The organism is Luteimonas suaedae (assembly GCF_008312895.1).
GTDB lineage: Bacteria > Pseudomonadota > Gammaproteobacteria > Xanthomonadales > Xanthomonadaceae > Luteimonas > Luteimonas suaedae.
In genome coordinates, this window is the sequence record NZ_VSSP01000002.1 from 85,162 (window position 1) to 108,878 (window position 23,717).

Genomic DNA, 23,717 nt, shown 5'->3' on the forward strand with positions numbered 1-23,717 from the left:
CCGATGCCGGATCCACCTAGAACCGCCGGACGTTGTTGCCCGAGCGCCGGCTGAAGGGTGGCCGTCCGCGCCACTGCTGGATCAGCAGCCATCCGAACAGCATGCCGCCCAGGTGGGCGAAGTGGGCGACGCCCGAACGCGTGCCGCTGATGCCGAACGCCAGTTCGATCACGCCCAGCACGATCACCAGCGTGCGCGCCTTCATCGGGATCGGCGGGATCAGCAGCATCACCCGCTGGTGCGGGAACAGCATGCCGTAGGCCAGCAGCACGCCGAACACGCCGCCGGAAGCCCCCAATGTGGGGAACGCGCCACCGCCCTGCGCCAGCCCCCACGACACCACCACCAGCTGGCACAACCCGGCACCGACCACGCAGACCAGGAAGTAGGTCAGGAACCGCTTCTGCCCCCACGTGTACTCCAGCGGCGCGCCGAACATCAGCAGCACCAGCATGTTGAACATCAGGTGGAAGCCGCCGCCATGCAGGAACCCGTAGGTGACCAGCTGCCAGGGCAGGAAGCTCATGCCGCCGACCTCGGCGCCACCGAGCGGCCACAGCATGAACGGCCAGAACGGCGCGTTGCCGAGGACCAGTTGCAGGACGAAGATCACGCCGTTGAGGATCAGCAGCGTCTTGGTGACGGGGGGCAGATTGGAGAACATCCGGGTTCCTTCGAGCGACGCGCCATGATACCGGGATCACGAAGGACGCCCGTGATCCCGCGCTTCACGCGCGCGGGACGCAGCGTCCGGCGAATCGCGCATCAGCGCTCCGGCCCCCACAGCGCCGCATCCAGGTTCGCGGCGGGCTTCGCCATGCGTACCCGGCCCTGCTCCACCCGGACGCCCTCCGCACGCAGGCGCTGGACCTGTTCATGCCAGCCGCGGCTGTTCTCCGGCAGCGCGATGCGGCCGTCGCTGCGCAGCACGCGATGCCAGGGCAGCGCGGCGTCGGCGTTCGCGGACAGGATCCGCGCCACCAGCCGCGCCCGCCCGGGCAGTCCCGCGCGCCGCGCGACCTCGCCATAGCCGGCCACCTGCCCGCGCGGGATGGCGCGGATCGCGGCGAGGATCCGCGCTTCGGCAGACAGTTCGTCCATGGGGGATTAGGATAGCGGCACGATCCACCCCAGGCATCATCAGGTCCGACGCATGCAGAATTTCGAGCAGATCCGCAGCCATCTCCGCAGCGCGGACTTCCGCATCACCATGCAGGAACCGTACGTGATCTGCGTGGAACTCTCGCTCGACAACGGCCGGCGCCACCAGGCGATCTTCCTGTCCGAACTGCAGGACGACGACGGCCGCGCGTACCTGCGCGCGAGCACCGTGATCGCGCCGATCACCGGCGTCGATGCGCGACGCGCGCTGGTCTTCAACTGGGAGAGCCGGGTCGGCTATCTCGCCGTCGGCGACCTCGACGGCGTGCCCTACCTGCAGCTGTGCGAGAACCGCCCCTACGCCGCCCTCGACGCCGCCGAGCTGGGCCGCCTGGTACTCGAGATCGGCGGCATGGGCGACCGCCTGGAGCGCGCCCTCTCCGCCGACGGCGATTTGCTTTGAAGCTAGAAACGAGAAACGAGAGAGGAGCGCGGTGCCCTCTCTCGTTTCTCACTCCTCTTCACTCGTTCCTCGCTCCTACGCCCAGCCCATCGCCTGGAACAGCCGGAACAGGCCATAGGCGATCCCGCCCGACATCGGGATGGTCAGGATCCACGCCCAGATCATCTTGTGCACCACGCTCCACTTGATCGCGTTCAGGCGCTTGGCGGTGCCCACGCCCATGATCGCCGAGGAGATGTTGTGCGTGGTCGAGACCGGGATGCCGAGCGAGGACGCCGCCAGGATCACCGACGCCGCGCTGGTCTCGGCGGCGAAACCGTGGATCGGGTGCAGCTTGACCAGCTTGTGGCCCAGGGTCTTGATGATCCGCCAGCCGCCCGCGGCAGTGCCCGCCGCCATCACCAGGGCGCAGGTCACCTTGATCCACAGGTCGATGTCGCCCTCGGCCAGCGCCGCCTCGGACGGGTGAAGAAAAGCCAGCAACGCCGGCAGGCTGTCCATCGTGCCCGCCGCCTCGGCGCTGATCAGGGTCAGGGCGATGATGCCCATGGTCTTCTGTGCATCGTTCATGCCATGGGCGAAACCCATGCTCGCGGCGCTGACGATCTGGCTCTTGCCGAAGAACGCGTTGACCCAGCGCGGCCGCGCGATCCGCGCCAGCCAGCCGCCCGAGCGCGCCATCATCGCGATCGCAAAGAACAGCACCCCCATCATCAGGAAGCCGGCCATGAAGCCGAGCACCGGCGAGCTGACCATCGGCACGATCACCTTCCACAGCACCCCGGCGCTCTGCCACACCGGCTCGGCCGGCTGCGACCAGATCACCACGTCGAAATTCATCGACGCCGCGGCCAGTGCGGCGCCGAGCAGGCCGCCGATCAGCGCATGCGAGGACGACGACGGCAGGCCCCACCACCAGGTGATCAGGTTCCAGACGATGGCGCCGATCAGCGCGCACAGGATCAGCTGCGACCCGACGTCGACCACCCCGGCGTCGATCAGCCCGGAGGCGATGGTCTTGGCGACCGCGGTGCCGGCCAGCGCACCGATCAGGTTCATGACCGCGGCCATGCCCACCGCCTGCATCGGCGAGAGCACCTTGGTGGCGACCACGGTGGCGATCGAATTGGCGGTGTCGTGGAAGCCGTTGATGTATTCGAACACCAGCGCGGTGAACACCACGATCAGGACCAGGGTCAGCATCCATGGCCCCTCAAGGGGGCGGTCCCGCCGCACCGCGGCGAGACCGGGGTTGGGGAGGAATGACGCAAAGGCATCGGCGCAGCCGATGCCCTTTTCTTCGGTGCCGGCAAACAGCCATCCGTCAGCGCGACGATCAGCATCCCATAGCCCCCCTTAAGTTAAGAGGGGCGGCCTCGCCGCGCAGCGGCGAGGCGGGGGTTGTGGAGGAATGACGCAAGGGCATCCGCGCAGCGGATGCCCGCCACTCCGGAGCCCGGGATCCAGAAGCTCGAAAGAGAGTCATTACGAATTCTTCAGCACGATTTCGTACGCGACCACGCCGGCGCCGCGGCAACGGTCGATCGCCTTCTCCAGGATCTCGAAGAACTCCTTGAGCAGGAACATCTGCAGCGGATCGAGCTTGCCGGAATAGATGTCGCCGTAGAGCTCCAGCATCAGCCGGTCGGCCTCGGTCTCGATGGTGCGCAACTCGTCGCTGAGCGCCTTCATCGGCTCCAGCTTCATCTTGCGCAGGTCGCGGACCATCTTCACCACGACCCCGGCGGCCTGCTCGAGCATCGCCGCGCGCGGGGCGAAATCGATGTGCTCCAGGTGCTGTATCGCCAGCGAATAGCGGTCGGCGAACTTCTCGATCTGCTTGGGGATCTTGTACAGCGCCGATGCCAGCGCCTCGATGTCCTCGCGCTCGATCGGGGTGATGAAGCTGTCCACCAGCTCCTGGCTGATCTGGTTGGAGACCTCGCGCTCGCGCATCCGCGCCAGGCGGAAGGCGTCCAGCGCCGGCTGGCGGTCGGATTCGCGCAGCATCGCGTGCAGGGCCCGGGCGGCGTCGTGCGCGGCCACGGCGGCTTCTTCCAGCAGGTTGTAGAACTGGTTGCCGCGGCCGAAGATGGTTTGCAGGGAGAGCATGCGTGGCCCTTGTCGATGCCCCCGGCAGGCCGCCGGAGCTTCCGGATGCGGATTATGACGGTTTGATGACGGCAATGCCCACCCGTCCGGCCACCGCCGGCGCCGCGCCCGCCCGGCCTGCACGGCCCGTTCACGCCGGCTGCTATGATTCCCTTCCGCGCTGCCGCGCCCCGATGCCGATGGCTGACGACCCAAGACCGCCGCCCCGCCTACCGCCCCGCCCCGACAGCGCTCCGGCCCGCTTCCGCCCCGACCCGACCCAGGAATTCCGACGATGCTGGAATTCCTGATCGTCCTGGTGCTGATCGTCTGCAACGCCTTCTTCGCGTTGTCGGAGATGTCGGTGGTGACCTCGCGCAAGGCGCGGCTCAAGCAGGCGGCCACCAGCCGCGGCGCACGCAAGGCGCTGGAACTGGCCGAGCACCCGGAGCGCTTCCTGTCCACGGTGCAGGTCGGCATCACCCTGATCGGCATCCTCACCGGCATGCTCGGCGGCCAGGCGATCGGCGCCTCGATCGGCGCGCGCCTGGCGGAAGGCATTCCGGCACTGTCGGACTACGCGGACACCGTCGGCGTGGTGCTTGCGGTCGGGCTGATCACCTACCTGACCATCGTGCTGGGCGAACTGCTGCCCAAGCGCCTGGCACTGCTGGCGCCGGAGCGGCTCGCGGCGACGGTGGCGCTGCCGATGCACGTGATTTCGCGGATCGCCACGCCGGCAGTCTGGCTGCTCAGCGCCAGCGTGCGCGGCGCCTTGCGGCTGCTGCGGCTCAACAACACCCAGGCCGCGCACGTCTCCGAAGAGGAAATCCGCTTGCTGGTGAGCGAGAGCCACGAGCAGGGCGTGATCGACGTCGAGGAACGCAACATGATGAACCGCGTGCTGCGGCTGGGCGACCGCAGCACCGAAAGCCTGATGACGCCGCGCACGCGCATCGCCTGGCTCGACGCCAACGAGAGCTTCGCCGAGAACCTGGCGGCGATGCGACAAACCCCGTTCTCGCGCTACCCGGTGCTGCGCGGCAACGACGCCGACGTGGTCGGGGTGCTGGAGGTCAAGTCGCTGCTCGACCGCATCGACGAAACCGAGTTCGACCTGTTCAAGTACCTGCGCGAGGCCCTGTTCGTCTCCGAGTCCACCCCGGCGCTCAAGCTGCTGGAGATCTTCCGCGAGGAACAGCAGTCACTGGCGCTGGTGGTCGACGAATACGGCGACGTCACCGGCCTGGTCACGGTGCACGACCTGCTGGAGGCGGTGATCGGCCGCACCCAGAGCGGCGAAGGCGCCGAATCCACGCCGCTGGTGACCGTGCGCGAGGACGGCTCGTGGCTGGTCGACGGCGCCCTGACCGCCGACGGCGTGCGCGAACTGCTCGGCGGCGGCGCCCTGCCGGACGAGGAGGCGCACGACTACCACACCGCCGCCGGCATGGTCATCGCCCACTTCGGTCGCATCCCCGATACCGGCGAATCCTTCCGCTGGAACGGCTGGCGGATCGAAGTCGTCGACCTCGACGGGCCGCGCATCGACAAGCTGCTGCTGCAGCGCCTGCCCGAACCGGTCGATGATGCCGAGTGACACGCCCCCGCCGCGGCACCGGGCGGGCGACGCCGAAGCAGACGGTCGCCGGCATCGCCGCCGCGGCCCCCGGGAAGCCGGCATCCGCGCCCTGCTCGCCGCGTATGCCGTCGGCGACCCGGACGACGTCCTGACCCTGCGGATCCTGCTCTCCGGCCTCGGCAAGCGCATGTTCGGCATGCTGCTGCTCATCGCCGCGCTGCCGGCCTTCATCCCGATCCCGATCGGTGGCGCGATCAGCGGCCCGCTGACGATCCTGATCGGCCTGCAGCTGCTGCTCGGCCTGCGCCGCCCATGGCTGCCGCAATGGATCGCCCGCCGCGGTCCGCGCCGGCACACGCTGCTGCGTTTCGAACGCAAGGTCGAACCCTGGCTCATCCGTCTCGAACACCTGATCAAGCCACGGCTGACGATCCTGCTCGACCAGCGCGTCGCGATCCTGCTCACCGGCGTGCTGCTGGTGGTACTTGGGGTGCTGCTGGCATTGCCGATCCCGTTCACCAACTACCTGTTCGGCGGTCTGATGCTGCTCTACGCCCTGGCCTTGCTGGAACGCGACGGCGTGCTGATGCTGGTGGCGTGGACGGCGGGGATCGCCGCGATCGCGGTATTCGGCGTGCTCAGTGGCGCGCTGGCAACCACCGCGATGCAGTGGATCGACGCATTGTTCTGAGATCGATCCGCCGGATAGTCGGTATGGTCGAGAAAGCACCCATGCAGCTGAAGCGAAATCTTCGTCAGACGATCAGCTGCGCCAGCTCCTGCACGCTCATCGGGTGCCCGAGCCAGTAGCCCTGGGCGAGATCGCAGCCGCGCTCGCGCAGCACGTCGAACTGGCCTTCCTGCTCCACGCCCTCCGCCACCACCGTGATGCCCAGCGAATGCGCCATGGCGATGATCGCGGTGGTGAGCGCCAGGTCGTCCGGATCGCGCAGCACGTCGGCGATGAAGCTGCGGTCGATCTTGACGCCGTCGATCGGCACCCGGCGCAGGTGGCTCAGGCCGGAGAATCCGGTGCCGAAGTCGTCCAGCCACACCTTCACCCCGGACTCGCGCAGCCGCGCCAGCAGGCTGCTGATGCGCAGTTCGTCGCCGATCACCGCGGTTTCGGTGAGCTCGATGTGCAGGCGCTCGGGCGCCATCGCGGTCTCACGCAGCACGTCCTCCACCTGGCGCGCCAGGTCGCCGGTACGCAGCTGCCGCGGCGACACGTTCACCGCCACGAACAGATCGGCGCCGCCAAAGTCACGCTGCCACTGCATGGCGTCCCGGCAGGCCGCGCGCAGCACCGACGGGCCGATGGTTTCGATCAAGCCGCTCTGCTCGGCCACGTCGATGAACACCGACGGCGCGACCATGCCCTGGGTCGGGTGGCGCCAGCGCAGCAGCGCCTCGGCGCCGACCAGCCGGTTGTCGGCGACGCGGAATACCGGCTGGTAGACCAGGCTCAGCTCGCCGCGCTCCCAGGCGCCGCGCAGGTCCTGCTCCATGCGCACCCGGCGCTCCACCGCCTGGTCCATCGCCCGGCTGTAGAACCGATAGCAGCCCTTGCCCGCCACCTTGGCCTGGTACATGGCGATGTCGCCGTTCTTCATCAGCATGGTGGCGCCCGAGGCGTCTTCCGGGAACAGCGTCACCCCGACCGAGACGCCCAGGAACACCTGCCGCCCCTCCACCAGGATCGGGCGCCGCAACTCGTCCACCAGCAGCCCCGCCAGGCGGCTGGACATCTCGCGGATGTCGTCCGTGCTCTCGAGCAGGATCACGAATTCGTCGCCGCCGAAGCGCGCCAGCAACGCACCATCGCCGCCGTAGCGGTCCACGATGTCGCTGATCCGGCCGCCGAACTGCACCAGCACCTCGTCGCCGACGTCGTGGCCGAGGGTGTCGTTGATGCGCTTGAAGTCGTCGACGTCCGCGAACAGCAACGCCAGCCGCCGCGCCGCGCCCTGCGACTGCAGCATCCGTGCATCCAGGATCTCGCGGAACGCGAGCCGGTTGGCGAGCCCGGTCAGGGGGTCGTTGTAGGCCATGCGGCGGATGTCGCGGTCGTGGCGGGCGATGCTCTCCCCCATGCGCCGGAAGCCGCGCATCAGCTCGCCGACCTCGTCGTTGCGCCGGCTCGCCGGCACCTCGGCGCCGTAGTTCCCGGCCTCGATCTCGCGCGCGGCATCGGCCAGCTGCCGGATCGGGCGCACCAGGGTTCGCTGCACGATCAGGCTCATCGCGATTCCGAGCGCGACCAGCGCCGCCAGCAGCCAGATCACCCATTGCAGATGGCGCTGGCTGATCTCATGCAGGGAGCGGCGCAGCGCGGCGCTCGCGTTGTCCTCGTCCGCACGCACCGCATCGAGCGAATAGCCGATGCGCACCCCGCCCAGCCGCTCCTCGCCGATGTAGATCGGCGCCGCCACATCGAGCACGCGGCCGTCGCTCTGGACCCGCACGCTCTCGGTCGAGACCGCGTCGTGGGCGAACACGTCGTCCATGGCCTGGCCATAGGTGGCGATGTCGCGCGAGCCGTCGTGGATGATGTCGCCGGCGGCCGAGTAGACCAGCACGTAGTCGATGTTCGGCTGGCGCTGGACATCGGCGATGGCGATGCCGATGGCATCGAGATCGAAGTAGTACAGCGGGTTGACCAGGCTCGTGGCGAGGCGCCGCGTCTGGCCCTCGCCGTACTCGCGCAGCCGGTCCTGCACCAGCTGGTGCAGGGAATCGCGGCTGTGCGACAGCATCTCCTCGCGCATTTCGCCCTGCCGCTGCAGGATCGATATCACCACCGCGACGGTGACCAGCATCGCCGCCAGCAGGACCGTGACCGAGCGGGCGTACAGGCCGTAGCGCATCATTCGATCTCTGCGCTCACGCGTGTCACCGCCCGGCGCAGGTAATCGAGCTCCTGCATCGCCGCGTCGTCCAGCGGCAGGAAGCGGCTGGTCCGGAAAAAGCCGAGCAGCGCCTCGGAGGCGTCGGGATCGCTGGCCGCCTGCAGCAGTACTTCGCGCAGGCGCGCCTGGATCGCCGGATCGAGATCGCCCCGCACCATTTCCAGCGCGCGCGGGTACTCCGGCGTCTCGTGCACGATCTGCAGATCGCGGCGATACACGGGCGGCATCGCGCCCGGATTGTTCCAGTCGAGGTTGCTCATCGCGCCGGCATCGACCAGGCGCTTGTGCACCCAGGTGGAGATGTTGGCCTCGGAGCGGGCGAACAGGTAACCGACCGACTCGGCCGGTGGCCGGTCCATCGGCGAGAGCAGGATCTCCAACGACAAGCCGCGCTCGAGCAGCTCCATCGCCGGCACGAAGTAGGCGCTGGTGGATGCGCGATTCTGGAAGGCGACACTGCGCCCGCCGAGCATGTCCAGCGATTCGATGCCGCTGTCGCGGCGGGCGAAAAACACCGTGCGATAACGGCTGACGCCGGTGCGTTCGGTCAGCAACAGCGGTGTCGCGCCGGCACGTTGCTGCAACAGCATCGCGCTGGCGGAGGTTTCGGTCACCCAGTCGACGCGGCCGCGCCGCAGGTAGCTCATCATCTGCTGCGGATCGCGCGCCATCAGGATGCGCCCTTCGCGGATGCCGACGCCCGCCATCCGTGGCACCACGTAGTCGAGCAGTGGCTTGAGCTGTTCGTAGTGCACGGCGGGATCGTCGGTGATCCGGCCCAGCACCAGCACCTGACGGTCGTTGCCCACGGCCGGCAACGCAACGGCAACGGTCATCGACAACCCGCACAACACGCGGCACAGCAGGCGAACGGGTGCGGTCAAGCGGGAATCACCTGGATGGCGGGCCACGCGAGACTAGCCGAAATGTCCGCCGCGCGACAGACGGCGGACAAGGACGAGAATCACTCCCGCCTGCCCGCCACCAAGCGCGCCATCCTTTGCGCATCGGCGAGCACGCCGCGCAGCAGCCGCACCTCGCGCGCATCGAGGTCGGCGCGCAGGAACAACCGGCGCAGCTTGTGCATCGCCGTCTCCGGAGTACGCCCCTTGTGGAAGTCGATCGCGTCGAGGGTGTCGGCGAGCTGGGTGAAGAAACCCTCCAGTTCGGCATGGCTCGCCGACGGCTGGTCGCGCGCCGGCACTGGGCCCGGCAAGGCCTCCAGCAGCGCCAGGCGCACCTCGTAGGCGAGCACCTGCACCGCCGCCGCCAGGTTGAGCGAGCTGTAGTCGGGGTTGGCGGGGATGTAGACCGCGGCGTGGCACAGCTGCAGCTCTTCGTTCTCCAGGCCGGTGCGCTCGCGGCCGAACACCAGCGCGACTTCGCTCCCGGCGCCAGCGCCAACGGTGCGCGCCGCCGCCTGGCGCGGGCTCAGCTGCTCCAGCGCGATGCGGCGGTCGCGGGCGGTGCATCCCAGCACCAGCCGACAGTCGGCGACCGCTGCGGCCAGGTCATCGAAACGTTCCGCCTGCGCGAGCAGGTCAGCGGCACCGGCGGCCATCGCCTCGGCGTCCGCGTGCGGGAATCTCTGCGGCGCCACCAGCGTCAGCCGCGACAGCCCCATCGTCTTCATCGCGCGCGCCGCCGCGCCGATGTTGCCCGGATGCTGGGTCCCGACCAGGACGATGCGGATGCGTTCGGCGGTGCGTGCGGCGGAATCCATGGTGCGGATGGTAAACTGCGCGCCCGGTCTTTGCGCCGGACCGTTCTTTGTCCCCGTCGATCCTTCCTGCGCCCGGAGCCCGTCCGCGATGCTACAACCAGCCGTCAATGTCATGGTCAAGGCGGCCCGCGCCGGCGGCAACGTGCTGCTCCGGCACATGCACCGGCTCGACGCGCTCAACGTGGTCGAGAAGGACCGGATGGACTACGCCAGCGAGGTCGACGGCCTGGCCGAGGCGGAGGTGATCAAGGAGCTGCGCCGCGCCAACCCCGATTACGCCGTCCTCGGCGAGGAAGGCGGCGCGCAGAAGGGCAACCGCGGCGCCAGTCGCTACACCTGGGTCATCGATCCGCTCGACGGCACCAGCAACTACCTGCGCGGCTTTCCGCACTGGTGCGTCTCGATCGCGCTGGTGGAGAACGGCGAGCCGCTGCACGGGGTGATCTTCGATCCGCTGCGCAACGAGCTGTTCACCGCCACCCGCGGTGGCGGCGCGCAGCTCAACGAGCGCCGCATCCGCGTCGGCGAGCGCAAGGAACTGCACGGCGCCATGATCGCCACCGGCTTCGCGCCGCGCGAGCGCGAACGTGCCGGCGCGCAACTCGAATGCATCCGCGAGCTGCTGCGCGAGGCCGAGGACGTGCGCCGCGCCGGCTCGGCCGCGCTCGACCTGGCCTACACCGCCTGCGGACGCGTCGACGCCTACTTCGAGGCCGGGGTCAAACCCTGGGACATCGCCGCCGGCGTGCTGCTGGTGCGCGAGGCCGGCGGCCGCGTCAGCGACTTCCGCGGCGCCGCGCTCGGCCCGATGGACGCCCGCGGCACCGCCGACCGGCAGGTGATCGCCGGCAACGTGCGCATCACCGAGCCGTTGCAGAAGGCCATCGCCGCGTCGGGCTACGCGCGGGCGTTTGGTTGATTGGTGATTCGTGATTCGTGATCGGTAAAAGCAGAAGGGCCGCGCAGTGCGCGGCCCTTCCTTTTCTGGGGTTCCGAAGGTTTCGGACTCCGCTCTTGCCAATCACGAATCACGAATCACCAATCACGGCCTCCGAGCCAGCGCCGCCTCGTCCTTGGCCTTCGGCAACAGGTCCTGCTTGGTGACCCTGAGGAAGCCGACCGTCAACAGCGGGCAGGCGATCAGGATCGACGACAGGGTGCCGACCACCACGCCGATCATCTGCGTCAGCGCCAGGCCTTCCAGCGAGCCGCCGCCGTACAGGTACAGCGCCAGCACCGACAGGAAGAACACCGCCGAGGTGATGATGGTGCGCGACAGGGTCTGGTTGATCGAGCGGTTGAAGATCTCATGGGGATCGGCCCGCATGGCGCGGAAATTCTCGCGCACGCGGTCGAACACCACGATCGTATCGTTGATCGAGAAGCCCATCACCGCCAGCAGGCCGGCGAGCACGGTCAGGTCGAACTCGCGCCCGCTGAGCGCGAAGTACCCCGCCACCACGCCGACGTCAAACAGCGTCGTCAACGACGCCACCACCGCGAACTTCCATTCGAAGCGGAAGCCGATGTAGATCAGGAATCCGACCAGCACGAACAGCACCGCCTCGGTCGCCTTCTCCGCCAGCTCGGCGCTGACTTGCGAGCCGATCGACTCGCGGTCGAGGATATGGGCGGGGTTCTCCGGCGTCGTGACCGCCTCCTGCACGTCGCGGGCGAGCTGCTCGCTATCGTCGACGGTGTCCTGCCCTTCCTCCGCGCGCATCCGCACCAGCAGGTCGGTGCCGCTGCCGAAGGTCTGCACCTGGGCGTTCTCGTGCCCGATCTCGGCCATCCGCGCACGCACCGCGTCGACGTCCGCCGGCTGCTCGAAGCGCAGCGTGAGCGCGGTGCCGCCGGTGAAGTCCAGGGCGAAATTGAAACCCTTGACGGCCACCGCGCCGGCGGCGGTGGCAAACACCAGCAGCCCGAGCACCAGCGTCACCCAGCGGATACGCATGAAATCGAAATTGGTGTCGCTGGGAATCAGCGTCAGCGGGAAAATTTTCATAGGGTGTGTCCTCCCGTCAGACGGCCAGCGACTTGAGCTTCTTGCGGCGCGCGTAGATCAGCGTGGCGATGCCGCGGGTCACGGTGAGCGCGGTGAACATCGACGCCAGGATGCCGACCACCAGGGTCATCGCGAAGCCGCGCAGCGGACCGGTGCCGAACGCGTACAGCGCCACGCCCGCCAGCACACCGGTGATGTTGGCGTCGACGATCGAACTCGCGGCCTTGTCGTAGCCGGTCGCGATCGCCGCCTTCGGCGGCATGCCGTTGCGCAGTTCCTCGCGTATGCGTTCGTTGATCAGCACGTTGGCGTCGACCGACAAGCCGATCGACAGCGCCAGGCCGGCGAAACCAGGCAGGGTCATGGTGGCGCCGAAGATCGACAACACCGCGGCGACGATCAGCAGGTTCAGCAGCAGCGCCGCGCAGGTGATCAGGCCAAACATGCGGTAGTAGGCCATGAAGAACACCAGGGTGAACAGGAACGCGAACAGCACCGCGGTCACGCCGCGCTCCACGTTCTCCTGGCCCAGGCTGGGCCCGACGATGCCCTCGCCGATGAAGTCCATCGGCGCCGCCAGCGAGCCGGAACGCAGCTGCCGGGCGAGATCGTCCGCCTCCTGCTTCTCCAGGCCGGTGGTCTGGAACTGGCGGCCGAACACGCCGTTGATGTTGGCGACGGAGATGATCTCCTCACTCACGCGGAAGCTGCGCACCTCCTCGCCGTCGACCGTCCGCACCTGCGGGATCCGCTCGATGTAGACCACCGCCATCGGCTTGCCGACACTGGCGCTGGTGAAGTCGAACATGCGCTTGCCGGCAGCGGCGTTGAGGGTGACGCTGACCGCCGGCAGGCCGTCCTGGTCGTAAGTCGACTGCGCGGTCACCATCTCCTCGCCGGAGGCGATCACGCGGCGGCTGAGGATGTACGGGATCGGCTTGCCGTCGGGGCCGGTACGGCGATGGTGGTAGATCTTGCCGCCCGCCGGCACCACGCCGCTTTCCTGCGCAGCGTAGGCATCGCCCTCGATCACCGCGCGGTATTCCAGCGTCGCGGTGGCGCCGATCATGCGCTTGGCCTCGGCGGTGTCCTGCACGCCCGGCAGCTGCACGACCACGCGGTCGTCGCCCTGGCGCTGGATCACCGGCTCGGAGACGCCGATCTCGTCGATGCGGTTGCGCAAGGTGGTGATGTTCTGCTCGATGGCGTCGGCCGAGATCTGGTCGACCTCGGCCTGCGGCAGGCGGATGACGATCCGGTTGTCAGCGAGATCGCGGTTGAGCATCGGCTGCGCCGCCGCCAGCAGCGACAGCGCGCGCTCGGCGTCGGCGTCCGGCGCCAGCACCGCGAGGATGCTGCCGTCGCCGCGGCGCTCGACCGACTGGTAGCGGATGCGGTTCTCGCGCAGCGTGGCGCGCGCCTCCTCGGCGTAGGCTTCGACGCGCTTGTCCAGCGCCGCCTGCTGATCCACCTGCAGCAGGAAATGCACGCCGCCTTGCAGGTCCAGGCCCAGCAGCATCGGCTTGGCGCCGAACGAGCCCAACCAGTCCGGTACCGTCGAGGCGAGGTTGAGCGCGACGACGTAGTTCTCCCCCAGTTCCGAGCGCAGGGCATCAGAGGCGCGGGTCTGCGCCTCCAGGTCGGACAGCCGCACCAGCAGGGTGTCGCCGTCGACGTCGATCGCCTTGGGCGCAACATCCGCCTGCTGCAGCACGTCGTCGACGGTTTGCCGCATTGCGGCGTCGACGACGGCGCCGCGCTGCGCCGTGATCTGCACCGAGGGGTCCTGCGGATAGATGTTGGGCAGCGCGAACAGCGCGCTGACCAACACCACGGCCAGGATGAGAACGTACTTCCAGCGGGGAAACTCGAGCATTGCGAAGCCCTGCGCGCGGGGTCGACCGACCGGCGCCTAGAGAGAAAGAGCGGAAGAGGCGATCAGGCCGACTTGAGCGTGCCCTTGGGTAGCACGGTGCCGACGGCGCCCTTCTGCACGCGGATCTCGACACGGTCGGCGATTTCCACGGTGACGAAGCTGTCGCCGATCGCGCGCACGGTGCCGGCGATGCCGCCGCCGGCGATGACCTCGTCGCCGACCGACAGTTTTTCCAGCATCGCCTTGTGCTCCTTGGCGCGCTTCATCTGCGGACGGATCAGCAGGAAGTACATGATCGCGATCAGGATCAGCGGGAACATCAGGGTGGAGAGCAGGCTCGGGCCGCCCGCGGCGCCTGCGGCGGCGTGGGCGGGAGCAATCAGGAAGTCCAGCAGATTCATCGGTGGGTCCGTCAATGGAAAAAACAGCGGGCAATTATGGCACGCGGCCGCCGCGCCATGCAGACATCTCCGTGTGCGGTGAGATCAGGCCATCGCCACGGGCGGTGCCGATGACGAGCCGCACCAGGCAGACCTCGACGCCGCGGCGAGACAGGGCCGGCGCTAGGCAGGCCAGTCACACGCCAGGCCGCTATCGCCCCGACGCGCCAATGGAGCCCGGCTCGCGCCGGGATGACGGTGCGGGCGGCTCGCCGATTGCCGGCGACCCGTGGGCCGCCCGGCACAACGCTACCGGCCGCCGCCTCGCGCCGCGTAGAAGGACTCGCGGAAGGCCGCGAAGGTTCCCGCCGCGATCGCCGCGCGCAGGTCGGCCATCAACCGCTGGTAGTGCCGGAGGTTGTGCAGGGTGCCCAGGATCGGGCCGAGCATCTCGTTGCAGCGGTCCAGGTGGCGCAGGTAGGCGCGGCTGAAGCCGCCGCTGCAGGCCGGGCAATCGCAGGCCTCGTCGATCGGGCGCAGGTCGTTCTCGTATTTCGCGTTGCGGATGCGCACCGTGCCGGTCGAGGTGAAGAAGTGCCCGTTGCGCGCGTTGCGGGTCGGCATCACGCAGTCGAACATGTCGACCCCGCGCGCCACCGACTCCACCAGGTCCTCGGGCCGGCCGACGCCCATCAGGTAGCGCGGCCGGTCCTCGGGCAGCTGCGGGCAGGTGTGCTCGAGCATGGCGTTGCGCTCCGCCTCCGGCTCGCCCACGGCGAGGCCGCCGATGGCGTAGCCGTCGAAACCGATCGCCCGCAGCTGTGCCGCCGAGCGCGTGCGCAGGTCATGGTGCACGCCGCCCTGGACGATGCCGAACAGCGCCGCGTCGTTGCCCTCGTGCGCGCGTTTCGAGCGCTCGGCCCAGCGCAGGCTGAGCTCCATCGACGTGCGCGCGACCGCTTCCTCGGCCGGATAGGGCGTGCACTCGTCGAAGATCATCACGATGTCCGCATCGAGCGTCTTCTGGATGCGCATGCTCTCTTCCGGCCCCAGGAACACCGTGCTGCCGTCGGTCGGCGCCTGGAAAGTGACGCCGGCCTCGGTGATCTTGCGCCGGTGCGCCAGCGAGAACACCTGGAAACCGCCGGAATCGGTCAGGATCGGACCGTCCCAGCGCCCGAACCCGTGCAGCCCACCGTGCGCCTCGATCACCTCCAGCCCCGGCCGCAGGTACAGGTGGAAGGTGTTGCCGAGGATGATCTCGGCGCCGGTCGCGCGCACCTGCGCGGGCAGCATGCCCTTGACCGTGCCGTAGGTGCCGACCGGCATGAACGCCGGCGTCTCCACCGTGCCGCGGGGGAATGTCAGGCGGCCGCGGCGCGCGGCGCCGTCGCTGGCGAGCAGCTGGAATTGCAGTCGGGACATGGGGACGTGTCTGGAACGGCCGGCCATTGTCGCGGATCGCGCGCGCAATGGCAGCGCTTCGGGACCGGCATTTTCGTAGGAGCGCGCCATGCGCGCGATGCCGCGGGTGCCGGCAGGATCCGGTGGATGCGGCGATTCCGGACCGGCAGACGCGCCGGCCACCAAGATCCGCGGGCGGCGATGCGCCCGCGGCATCGCGCGCATGGCGCGCTCCTACGGCGGCGTCAGCGCGGGAATGTCACCAGTCGATGTTCGACCAGCCGCAGCGCCAGCACCTCCCCGGGCTGCCGCGGCGCCCCTTCCGGCAGGTCGATCTCGACCAGTTCACCCGTGGCCAATCGCACGCTGCCGACGTAGCCCGGCCCGCGGAAACCGACCTCGACCAGCGTCGCCCGGATCGGGCCCTCCGGATCGTGGTGCAGGCATTCCGGCCGCAGCAGCGCTTCCACGTCATCCGCCAGGCCAAGCGCGGCGCCCGGCACCAGCGTGCCGCGGCCGATGAAATCGGCGATGAAACGATCCGCCGGGCGCCGGTAGAGCGCCTCGGCATCGTCCCACTGCACGATGCGGCCCCGCTCCATCACGCCGATGCGATCGGCAATGGCGAACGCCTCGGCCTGGTCGTGGGTCACCAGCAGCACGGTGGTGCCGGTGGCCTTGAGCAGCGCGCGCAACTCGCCGGCTAGGCGCTGGCGGGTGTCGATGTCGAGGTTGGAGAACGGCTCGTCGAGCAGCAGCAGGGCCGGTTCCGGCGCCAGCGCACGCGCCAGCGCGACTCGCTGCTGCTGGCCGCCGGAAAGTTCGTGCGGATAGACCTCGGCGCAGTCCCGCAGCCCGACCAGGGCCAGCATCGCCTCCACCCGGGCCCGGCGCGCGGAACGCGGCATGCGGAGCAGGCCAAAGCCGACGTTCGCGGCGACGTCCAGGTGCGGGAACAACGCGTAGTCCTGGAACATCATCCCGACCCGGCGATGCTCCGGCGGCAGTGCCGTCGTCGCCGTAGCGATCGCCTCGCCCAGCAGTGCGATACGGCCCGCGCGCAGCGGCTCGAAGCCCGCGATCGCGCGCAGCACGGTGGTCTTGCCGCAGCCGGACGCACCCAGCAGGCAGCCGATCTCGCCGGCACGCAATGCCAGCGAGAGATCGTTGACGACCACGTGCAGCCCTCCGCTGGCCGGATAGCCGACGCGGATCCGCTCGAGCTGCAGCAAAGGGTCGATCCTCATCGGTGCGTTCATGGCAAACGTTCCTGCAGGTCGGGGCCCTGCCCGTAGCGCAGGCCGGCGCGCGCCAGCAGGATCACCGGCAGCAGCCCCACCAGCACGATCAGCAGCGCCGCCACCGCGCCCTCCTCGTAGGTGCCGCGCGCGGCCTCGCCGTAGAGCCAGGTCGCCAGGGTCTCGAAATTCAGCGGCCGCAGCAGCAGCGTCGCCGGCAGCTCCTTCATGGTATCGACGAATACCAGCAACGCGGCCGCGGCCACTGCCGGGCGCAGCAGCGGCAGGTGCACCCGCCACAGCGTGGCGGCGGCGCCGTGGCCGAGCCCCGCGGCCGCCTGCTCGAGCGAGACCGGGATCCGCGTCAGCCCGGCCTCGATCCCGCCGGCGGAGATCGCCAGGAAGCGCAGCAGATAGGCGAGCACCAGCGCCGTCGTGGATCCCATCAGCAGCATCCGCGGCGCACCGCCGAACGCCTGCAGCAGGCCGTTGCCGACGTCGTCGAACCAGGCCAGCGGCGTCAGCAGGCCGATCGCCAGGACCGTGCCGGGAATCGCGTAGCCGAGGCTGGCGATGCGCAGGCTCGCCGCGGCCATGCGCGGACGCCGCCGCGCCTGCGCCAGCCGCAGGGCCCAGGCCACGACCAGGCCCGCGATCAGGGTGACCGCGGTCGCGAGCAGCGCCACGTACACGGTGTTCCAGGCGCTTTCGACGAGCTGGCGTGATACGCCGCCGTAGCGCAGGCGTTCCAGCGTCTTCCACAGCAAATAGGCCGCCGGCACCAGGAAACCGACCAGCACCGGCAGCAGTCCCAGCAACAGCGCGACCGCGGCACCGACGCCGCGCAACCGCAGCGGCTGCGGCGGCCGCGGCCGCTGGGTGGCGGCGTAGCGTTGGCGACGACGGCCGTAGCGCTCCAGCGCGATCACCGCCACCACGATCGCCAGCATCGCCAGCGCGATCTGCGCCGCGCCGGGCAGGTCGCTGCGGGTGACCCAAGTGGTGTAGATCGACACCGTCAGCGTGCGCACGCCGAGGAACTCGGAGGCGCCGATGTCGTTGAGCGTCTCCAGCAGCGCCAGCGCCGCGCCGATCGCGATCGCCGGCCGCGCCAGCGGCAGCGCGACCCGCAGGAACAGCGCCGCGCGGCCGGCGCCGAGCGAGCGCGCCGCCTCCAGCAGGCTGCCCGCCTGGGTCATGAACATCGCGCGCGTGGTGAGATACACGTAGGGATAGAGCACGAAGCCCAGCAGCAGTACGGCGCCCGCCAGCGAGCGGATGTCCGGCAGCCGGAAATCGCGCGGACCGTCGTAGCCCAGCAGCGCGCGCACCGCGCCCTGCACCGGCCCCAGCGGATGCAGCAGGTCGAGGTAGGCGAAGGCGACGATGTAGGTCGGCACCGCCAGCGGCAGCAGCAGCGCCCAGGCCAGGACGCGCGACCCCGGAAACGCATACGCGGTGACCAGCCAGGCGCTGCCGGTGCCGATCGCCGTCACCAGCACGCCGACGCCCGTCAGCAGCAGCAGCGTGTTCACCGAGGCCCGCGGCAGCACGTGCACGGCGATGTGCGACCACAGGCCGTCGCTGCCCTGCGCCGCCGTCCAGGCCAGCGCCAGCAGCGGCAGCAGCACCATGGCGGCGATCGCCGCCGCCGCGAACTGCCACGGGTCGGCCCGGTTTGGCGTCACCGGCGCTGCCGTCGCGCCACGCCCGGGCCCGGAGTGCCGGTCTCAGTCGTCAAAGCCGACCTTGTCGGCCAGCTCGCTGGCCTGCCTGCGGTATCGGGCGACTTCGGTCAGCGGCAACGGATCGATCTTCATCTCGCCGAAGCCGGCGACCACCGGGTCGAGCTCCACCCCCGCCTTCACCGGATATTCGTAGTTCGCCTTCGCGTACAGGCTCTGCGCCTCGTCCGAGACCAGGTATTCCATCAGCTTCACCGCGTTGTCGCGGTTGGGCGCGTGGCGGGCCACGGCCGCGCCGCTGATGTTGACGTGGGTGCCGCCGTCCTCGGCGCCGGCGAACACCGGCCGGATCACCTGGATCGCATCGCCCCACTGGCGCTGCTCCGAGCCTTCCTCGGCGTTCTTCATCCGGCCGACGTAGTAGGCGTTGGCGATGCCGATGTCGCAGATGCCGGCGAGGATGTCGCGGGCGACATCGCGGTCGCCGCCGGCGGCCTTGCGTGCCAGGTTGGCCTTGACCCCGCGCAGCCAGCGTTCGGTGGCCTCGACGCCGTTGTGCGCGATCATCGCCGCGAACAGGCTGGTGTTGTACGGGTGCTGGCCGGAGCGGATGCACACCCGGCCCTTCCACTGCGGATCGGCCAGGTCCTCGTAGGCGAAGCCGTCGAGCGCGAGGTCCTTGTCGGCGTACAGCACGCGATCGCGCAGCGACAGCGTGAACCACTGGCCGTCGCCGCCGCGCAGGTGCGCCGGGATCGCCGCCTCCAGCGTCGGCGACTGCACCGGCTGCGTATGGCCGGCCTCGACCACGTCGAGCAGGTTGCCGGTATCGACTGTCATCAGCACGTCGGCGGGCGAACGCGCGCCCTCGGCGCCGAGGCGCTCGAGCAGCCCGTCCTTCAGGAACACGGTGTTGACCTCGACGCCGGTGTCGTCGCTGAAGGCGTCCAGTAGCGGCTGGATCAGGCCCGGTTCGCGCGTGGTGTAGAGATTGACCTCGCCGCCGGCGACAGGGGCCGCGGGCGTCTCCGCGGCCGGGTCGGCAGTCGGCGGCGCCTGCTGGCTGCACGCGGCCAGCAACAGGCCGGCGCAGGCGGCGGCGAACAGGGGCATGGCAGGTCGCGGATGGATGACGGAACGATCGGAACGCATGGGGAGCATCTCCTGGAAGTGGATTCGGTTCGACCGGCCCTGGCGGCGCATTGCGCGGTTGGCTGGAGCGGAGATGAGAATTCTAATCATTTACGGCTCGGCCACCCAAGAAGCCCGCACGACTGGACGGTGTGCACATGGTCGGTCGCTGGCGTCGGGCGTATGGCGCGCTCCACGGAAGCGCCGCGGCGCCCACCGCATTCGTAGGAGCGCGCCATGCGCGCGATGCCGCGGGTGCCGGCCGGATCCGGTGGATGCCGCGACTCCGGATCGGCAAGCGCGCCGGTCACCAGAATTCGCGGGCGCCGAAATGCCCGCGGCATCGCGCGCATGGCGCGCTCCTACGGAGGGGCGGCGCGGTCCGACGCGGCGGGAAACAGCAGCATCGCGTCGCCGTAGGAGAAGAACCGGTAGCGCTCGCGCACCGCATGCCGGTACGCGGCGAAGATCCGTTCCTGGCCGGCGAAGGCCGACACCAGCATCAGCAACGTCGATTCTGGCAGGTGGAAGTTGGTCAGCAGCGCATCGACGCTGCGGATGCGGTAGCCGGGGAAGATGAAGATCCGGGTCTCGCCGGCAAACGGCTGCAGTTCCCCCTCGTGCAGGGCACTCTCGAGCGCACGCACCACGGTGGTCCCGACCGCGATCACGCGGCCGCCGGCCTCGCGCGTGCGGCGGATCTGCGCGATGAGCCCGGCGCCGACGTTGAGCCATTCGCTGTGCATCCGGTGCTGGTGCACGTCTTCCACGCGCACCGGCTGGAAGGTGCCGGCGCCGACGTGCAGGGTGATGTGCCCGAACTGCACGCCGCGCGCGCGTAGTGCATCGAGCAACGCGTCGTCGAAGTGCAGGCCCGCCGTGGGCGCCGCCACGGCCCCGATCCGGCGCGCGAACACGGTCTGGTAGCGCTCGTCGTCATCGTGCCCGGGGGCGCGCCGGATGTACGGCGGCAACGGCATGCGCCCGGCCTGCAGCAGCCAGGATTCCAGCGCGTCCGGCACCTCGAAGCGCAGGTGGTAGAAGCCGGCGTCGTCGCGCGACAGCACCTCGGCGTTGCCGCCGCCGTCGAGCGCGATCCGCCCACCCGGCTTCGGCGCCTTGCTGGCGCCGATTTGCGCCCGCGCCTCGTTGTCGGGCAGCAGCCGCTCGATCAGGATCTCGACCCGGCCGCCGCTGTCCTTCTGCCCGAACAGCCGCGCCGGGATCACCCGGGTGTCGTTGAACACCAACAGGTCGCCCGGCTGCAGCAGCGCCGGCAGATCGCGGACGCGGCGGTCGTCGAACGCGCCCTCCCCCGGCGGCACCACCAGCAGCCGGCTGGCCGAACGCTCGGGCAGCGGCGCCTGGGCGATCAGCTCCGGCGGCAGGTCGTAGTGGAAATCCGATTTCTTCAAGACGGCGAGTCGTGCGGGGCGCGGGCATTGTAAGGCGCGGGTGCTTGCTGCCCGTCAGCCTTTCCTTCACGGCTCGAACAAGCGGGCAGGCTCGCCAGCTTCGGAGCCAGCGACGCCCGGGCCGGGAGATGTGTACCCCCGTCGCAACTCGCACCCCGCGTGGTCGGTCGAAGCAGCTCTTCCTCGGACCAATTCTAAGGCGGCTAGTCACTGGCGCTGTGGCGGCGGTGGTGCCTCATCGCGACGGGTGGCGCTGCCTGGCGCGGCTTCGGAGGCAGCGGCGTCCGGTCCGGGTAATGCTCCCCGGCTCGGTCGGGGCCATCCATGGCCCGACCGAGCCGCCGCAGACCGTCCCTGGTCTGCTGTCCGCATCACCCGCCCCAGACGCCGCGTCGGAAATTCGCTTTCGCGATGCTCGGCCTCTCCTTCCTCCGAAGCCAACTGACGTCCCAGCGGGAGCTGTGCCGGGGGTGTTGCGGAGAGCTGCACAGGGATGTGCAGCGGCCCTGAGTACGGCCATGGATGGCCGGACCGAAGGGCGGAGCAATACCCCCGGCGCGGCTCCCGCCCCGCAAAGTCAACCGAAGCCGCTCTTCGCTATACGGCACGAATCGAGCGAATCAGCGCTGAAACTTGGTCGACAGCACCAGCGAGGACGTCGTGCGCTCCACGCCCTCGAGGGCACCGATGCGGTCGGTCAGTTCATCCATCTCGCCGATGGTCGGCACCGCGGCGGCCGCCACCAGGTCCCACGGTCCGCTCACCGACTGCACGCTGCGCACCCCGGCCATGCCGCGCAGCGCCTCCACCACCGCCGGCATCTGTTTGGGAAACACCGTCACCATGATCAGCGCGCGGATGCGCTCGCGCTCGTAGTCCTCATTGAGCCGTACCGTGTAGCCGGCGATCACGCCCTGCCGCTCCAGCCGCTCCAGCCGGCTCTGCACCGTGGTCCGCGACAGCTGCAGGCGGCGGGCGAGTTCGGCGGTGGACGCGCGGGCGTTCTCGCGCAGCAGCGACAGCAGGGCCTCGTCGGCGTCGGTGAGCTTCATTGCGGTCCCGGGTTCGTCGATCTGACGATTTCTACATGAATTTCGAGCAAATCGCACCTGTTAATCGACGAAATCATTGCGATAATAGGGTGATGCCTGCCGCAAGCGCGGCGCCCGGCCCCATCCAGCCCCCGGAGGACCACATGTCCGTAATCGATACCCTCGCCCCGCTCCGCGCCCGCAAGGGCGAACGCCGCACCACCGGCCTGGATGACGCCACCATCGTCGACTTCGCCGCCGGGCACCCCGAGCTCGTCGCCGCGATCGATGCCGCCGCCGCGGAGTTCGCGCGCGTCGAGGGCGACTTCGCCGAGCTGCTCGACCTCGACGAGGATGCCCAGGTCGTGGCCGTACAGGGTGATTTCGTCAACTTCTATCCACAGGACGGGGTGAATCCCTACGTCGCCCTGGCCGCGCGCGGGCCGTGGATCGTGACGCTCAAGGGCGCGGTGCTCTACGACACCGGCGGCTACGGCATGCTCGGCTTCGGCCATGCGCCGCAGGCGGTGCTGGAAACGATGGCCAAGCCGCAGGCGATGGCCAACATCATGACCCCCAGCCTGTCGCAGCTGCGCCTGGCCCGCGCGCTGCGCGCAGAGATCGGCCACACGCGTCAGGCAACGGCAGATGGCGGCTGCCCGTTCGCCGCCTTCATGTGCCTCAACTCCGGCTCGGAATCGGTGGGCCTGGCCGCGCGCATCGCCGACACCCATGCCCGGGCGATGACCGACGACGGCGGGCGCCATGCCGGCCGGATCATCAAGCGCCTGGTGGTCAAGGGCAGCTTCCACGGCCGCACCGACCGTCCCGCGCTGTACTCCGATTCCACCCGCAAGACCTACATGCAGTATCTGGCCAGCTATCGCGGCGAGGACAGCGTGATCGCGATCGAGCCCTATGACATCGACGCGCTGAAACAGGCCTTCGCCGATGCCGACGCCAACGGCTGGTTCATCGAAGCCATGTTCCTCGAGCCGGTGATGGGCGAAGGCGACCCCGGCCGCCGCGTGCCGGTGGCGTTCTACGCCGCCGCGCGCGAGCTCACCCGCGCACACGGCGCGCTGCTGCTGGTCGACTCCATCCAGGCCGGCCTGCGCGCGACCGGCACGCTGTCGATCGTCGACTACCCAGGCTTCGAGGCGCAGGACGCCCCAGACCTGGAGACCTATTCCAAGGCACTCAACGCCGGCCAGTACCCGCTGTCGGTGCTGGCGCTCAGCGAGGGCGCCGCCGCCATCTACCGGCGCGGCACCTACGGCAACACCATGACCGCCAATCCGCGCGCGGCCGACGTGGCCTGCGCGGTGCTGGGTGCGATCACCCCGGCGCTGCGGGCCAATATCCGCGAACGCGGTCGCCAGGCACTGGAAAAGCTGGAAGCGCTGAAGACGGAGCTGGGCGGGCTGATCACCAAGGTCCAGGGTACCGGCCTGCTGTTCTCCTGCGAACTGGCCAAGGACTTCAAGGGCTACGGCGCCGGCTCCAGCGAGGAATGGCTGCGCGAGCACGGCCTGGGCGTGATCCACGGCGGCGAGAACTCGCTGCGCTTCACCCCGCGCTTCGACATGGGCGAGGACGAGCTGGACCTGCTGGTGACCATGGTGCGCCGGGTGCTGCTCGAGGGCCCGCGCCAGCGGCAGGCCGAAGCCGCCTGAGGAT

Annotated in this window: 22 protein-coding genes; 5 read left to right on the top strand and 17 right to left on the bottom strand. The window is 69.5% G+C overall.

The annotated features are described in order from the left end of the window. Positions 1–16: 16 nt before the first annotated feature. Together FXO19_RS04535 and FXO19_RS04540 are read right to left on the bottom strand one after the other, a co-directional pair. Positions 17–664: a rhomboid family intramembrane serine protease gene (locus tag FXO19_RS04535; RefSeq protein WP_149193907.1), complete on the bottom strand. Its 648-nt coding sequence runs from the start codon at positions 662–664 to the stop codon at positions 17–19. 101 nt (positions 665–765) lie between these two features. Continuing rightward, positions 766–1,101: an MGMT family protein gene (locus FXO19_RS04540; RefSeq protein ID WP_149193908.1), complete on the bottom strand. Its 336-nt coding sequence runs from the start codon at positions 1,099–1,101 to the stop codon at positions 766–768. A gap of 52 nt (positions 1,102–1,153) precedes the next feature. On the opposite strand from FXO19_RS04540, the gene FXO19_RS04545 reads away from it, so the two are divergent. Further along, positions 1,154–1,564, top strand: a complete 411-nt coding sequence (locus FXO19_RS04545; protein ID WP_149193909.1) for a hypothetical protein — start codon at positions 1,154–1,156, stop codon at positions 1,562–1,564. Positions 1,565–1,639: 75 nt separating this feature from the next. On the opposite strand, the gene FXO19_RS04550 is transcribed toward FXO19_RS04545, so the two are convergent. Both FXO19_RS04550 and FXO19_RS04555 read right to left on the bottom strand, forming a co-directional pair. After that, a complete protein-coding gene (locus FXO19_RS04550) occupies positions 1,640–2,767 on the bottom strand; it encodes an inorganic phosphate transporter (protein WP_149193910.1) in 1,128 nt (375 codons plus the stop codon). Positions 2,768–3,049: 282 nt separating this feature from the next. After that, complete coding sequence (locus FXO19_RS04555) at positions 3,050–3,676, bottom strand: DUF47 domain-containing protein (protein ID WP_149193911.1); 627 nt, start codon at positions 3,674–3,676, stop codon at positions 3,050–3,052. 274 nt (positions 3,677–3,950) lie between these two features. Here FXO19_RS04555 and FXO19_RS04560 point away from each other — a divergent pair, with 274 nt between their 5' ends. Beyond that, positions 3,951–5,255, top strand: coding sequence for a hemolysin family protein (locus FXO19_RS04560; protein ID WP_149193912.1), 1,305 nt, complete (start codon positions 3,951–3,953; stop codon positions 5,253–5,255). Continuing rightward, a complete protein-coding gene (locus tag FXO19_RS04565) occupies positions 5,242–5,928 on the top strand; it encodes an exopolysaccharide biosynthesis protein (protein ID WP_255516293.1) in 687 nt (228 codons plus the stop codon). The genes FXO19_RS04560 and FXO19_RS04565 overlap by 14 nt, the downstream gene beginning before the upstream one ends. 64 nt (positions 5,929–5,992) lie before the next feature. Here the strand turns inward: FXO19_RS04565 and FXO19_RS04570 are convergent, their stop codons facing one another. The 3 genes from FXO19_RS04570 to FXO19_RS04580 all read right to left on the bottom strand — a co-directional run bounded on the left by FXO19_RS04570 (position 5,993) and on the right by FXO19_RS04580 (position 9,869). Beyond that, positions 5,993–8,107 carry a putative bifunctional diguanylate cyclase/phosphodiesterase gene (locus tag FXO19_RS04570; protein ID WP_149193913.1) on the bottom strand — a complete coding sequence of 705 codons (2,115 nt, stop codon included), beginning with the start codon at positions 8,105–8,107 and terminating at the stop codon, positions 5,993–5,995. Next, positions 8,104–8,982 (bottom strand): phosphate/phosphite/phosphonate ABC transporter substrate-binding protein, encoded by an 879-nt coding sequence (locus FXO19_RS04575; RefSeq protein ID WP_149194187.1) that lies wholly within the window; start codon positions 8,980–8,982, stop codon positions 8,104–8,106. The genes FXO19_RS04570 and FXO19_RS04575 overlap by 4 nt, the downstream gene beginning before the upstream one ends. Before the next feature lie 128 nt (positions 8,983–9,110). Further along, positions 9,111–9,869 carry an RNA methyltransferase gene (locus FXO19_RS04580; RefSeq protein ID WP_149193914.1) on the bottom strand — a complete coding sequence of 253 codons (759 nt, stop codon included), beginning with the start codon at positions 9,867–9,869 and terminating at the stop codon, positions 9,111–9,113. Between the two features lie 88 nt (positions 9,870–9,957). On the opposite strand from FXO19_RS04580, the gene FXO19_RS04585 reads away from it, so the two are divergent. Further along, on the top strand, positions 9,958–10,788 hold the full coding sequence (locus tag FXO19_RS04585) for an inositol monophosphatase family protein (RefSeq protein ID WP_149193915.1): 831 nt from the start codon (positions 9,958–9,960) through the stop codon (positions 10,786–10,788). A gap of 123 nt (positions 10,789–10,911) precedes the next feature. Here FXO19_RS04585 and secF read toward each other — a convergent pair whose 3' ends face one another. From secF to FXO19_RS04635, 10 genes are all read right to left on the bottom strand, one after another. Next, on the bottom strand, positions 10,912–11,877 hold the full coding sequence (gene secF / locus FXO19_RS04590) for a protein translocase subunit SecF (RefSeq protein ID WP_149193916.1): 966 nt from the start codon (positions 11,875–11,877) through the stop codon (positions 10,912–10,914). Positions 11,878–11,893: 16 nt separating this feature from the next. Further along, positions 11,894–13,753: a protein translocase subunit SecD gene (secD, locus tag FXO19_RS04595; RefSeq protein WP_149193917.1), complete on the bottom strand. Its 1,860-nt coding sequence runs from the start codon at positions 13,751–13,753 to the stop codon at positions 11,894–11,896. A 62-nt stretch (positions 13,754–13,815) separates the two neighbouring features. After that, complete coding sequence (gene yajC, locus FXO19_RS04600; RefSeq protein ID WP_149193918.1) at positions 13,816–14,154, bottom strand: preprotein translocase subunit YajC; 339 nt, start codon at positions 14,152–14,154, stop codon at positions 13,816–13,818. A gap of 288 nt (positions 14,155–14,442) precedes the next feature. Beyond that, positions 14,443–15,558, bottom strand: coding sequence for a tRNA guanosine(34) transglycosylase Tgt (gene tgt / locus FXO19_RS04605; protein ID WP_149193919.1), 1,116 nt, complete (start codon positions 15,556–15,558; stop codon positions 14,443–14,445). Positions 15,559–15,782: 224 nt separating this feature from the next. Continuing rightward, positions 15,783–16,796, bottom strand: a complete 1,014-nt coding sequence (locus FXO19_RS04610) for an ABC transporter ATP-binding protein (RefSeq protein ID WP_187775628.1) — start codon at positions 16,794–16,796, stop codon at positions 15,783–15,785. After that, positions 16,793–18,463: an ABC transporter permease gene (locus FXO19_RS04615; RefSeq protein ID WP_223115425.1), complete on the bottom strand. Its 1,671-nt coding sequence runs from the start codon at positions 18,461–18,463 to the stop codon at positions 16,793–16,795. The genes FXO19_RS04610 and FXO19_RS04615 overlap by 4 nt, the downstream gene beginning before the upstream one ends. Before the next feature lie 42 nt (positions 18,464–18,505). After that, positions 18,506–19,573 carry a Fe(3+) ABC transporter substrate-binding protein gene (locus FXO19_RS04620; protein WP_149193920.1) on the bottom strand — a complete coding sequence of 356 codons (1,068 nt, stop codon included), beginning with the start codon at positions 19,571–19,573 and terminating at the stop codon, positions 18,506–18,508. A 125-nt stretch (positions 19,574–19,698) separates the two neighbouring features. Beyond that, positions 19,699–19,944 carry a hypothetical protein gene (locus FXO19_RS04625; RefSeq protein ID WP_149193921.1) on the bottom strand — a complete coding sequence of 82 codons (246 nt, stop codon included), beginning with the start codon at positions 19,942–19,944 and terminating at the stop codon, positions 19,699–19,701. A 9-nt stretch (positions 19,945–19,953) separates the two neighbouring features. Further along, positions 19,954–21,006, bottom strand: coding sequence for a tRNA preQ1(34) S-adenosylmethionine ribosyltransferase-isomerase QueA (queA, locus tag FXO19_RS04630; RefSeq protein WP_149193922.1), 1,053 nt, complete (start codon positions 21,004–21,006; stop codon positions 19,954–19,956). 620 nt (positions 21,007–21,626) lie between these two features. Then, a complete protein-coding gene (locus FXO19_RS04635) occupies positions 21,627–22,058 on the bottom strand; it encodes an Lrp/AsnC family transcriptional regulator (protein WP_149193923.1) in 432 nt (143 codons plus the stop codon). Positions 22,059–22,201: 143 nt separating this feature from the next. Between FXO19_RS04635 and FXO19_RS04640 the strand changes: the two genes are divergently transcribed. Then, a complete protein-coding gene (locus tag FXO19_RS04640; RefSeq protein WP_149193924.1) occupies positions 22,202–23,713 on the top strand; it encodes an aminotransferase class III-fold pyridoxal phosphate-dependent enzyme in 1,512 nt (503 codons plus the stop codon). Positions 23,714–23,717: the final 4 nt, after the last annotated feature.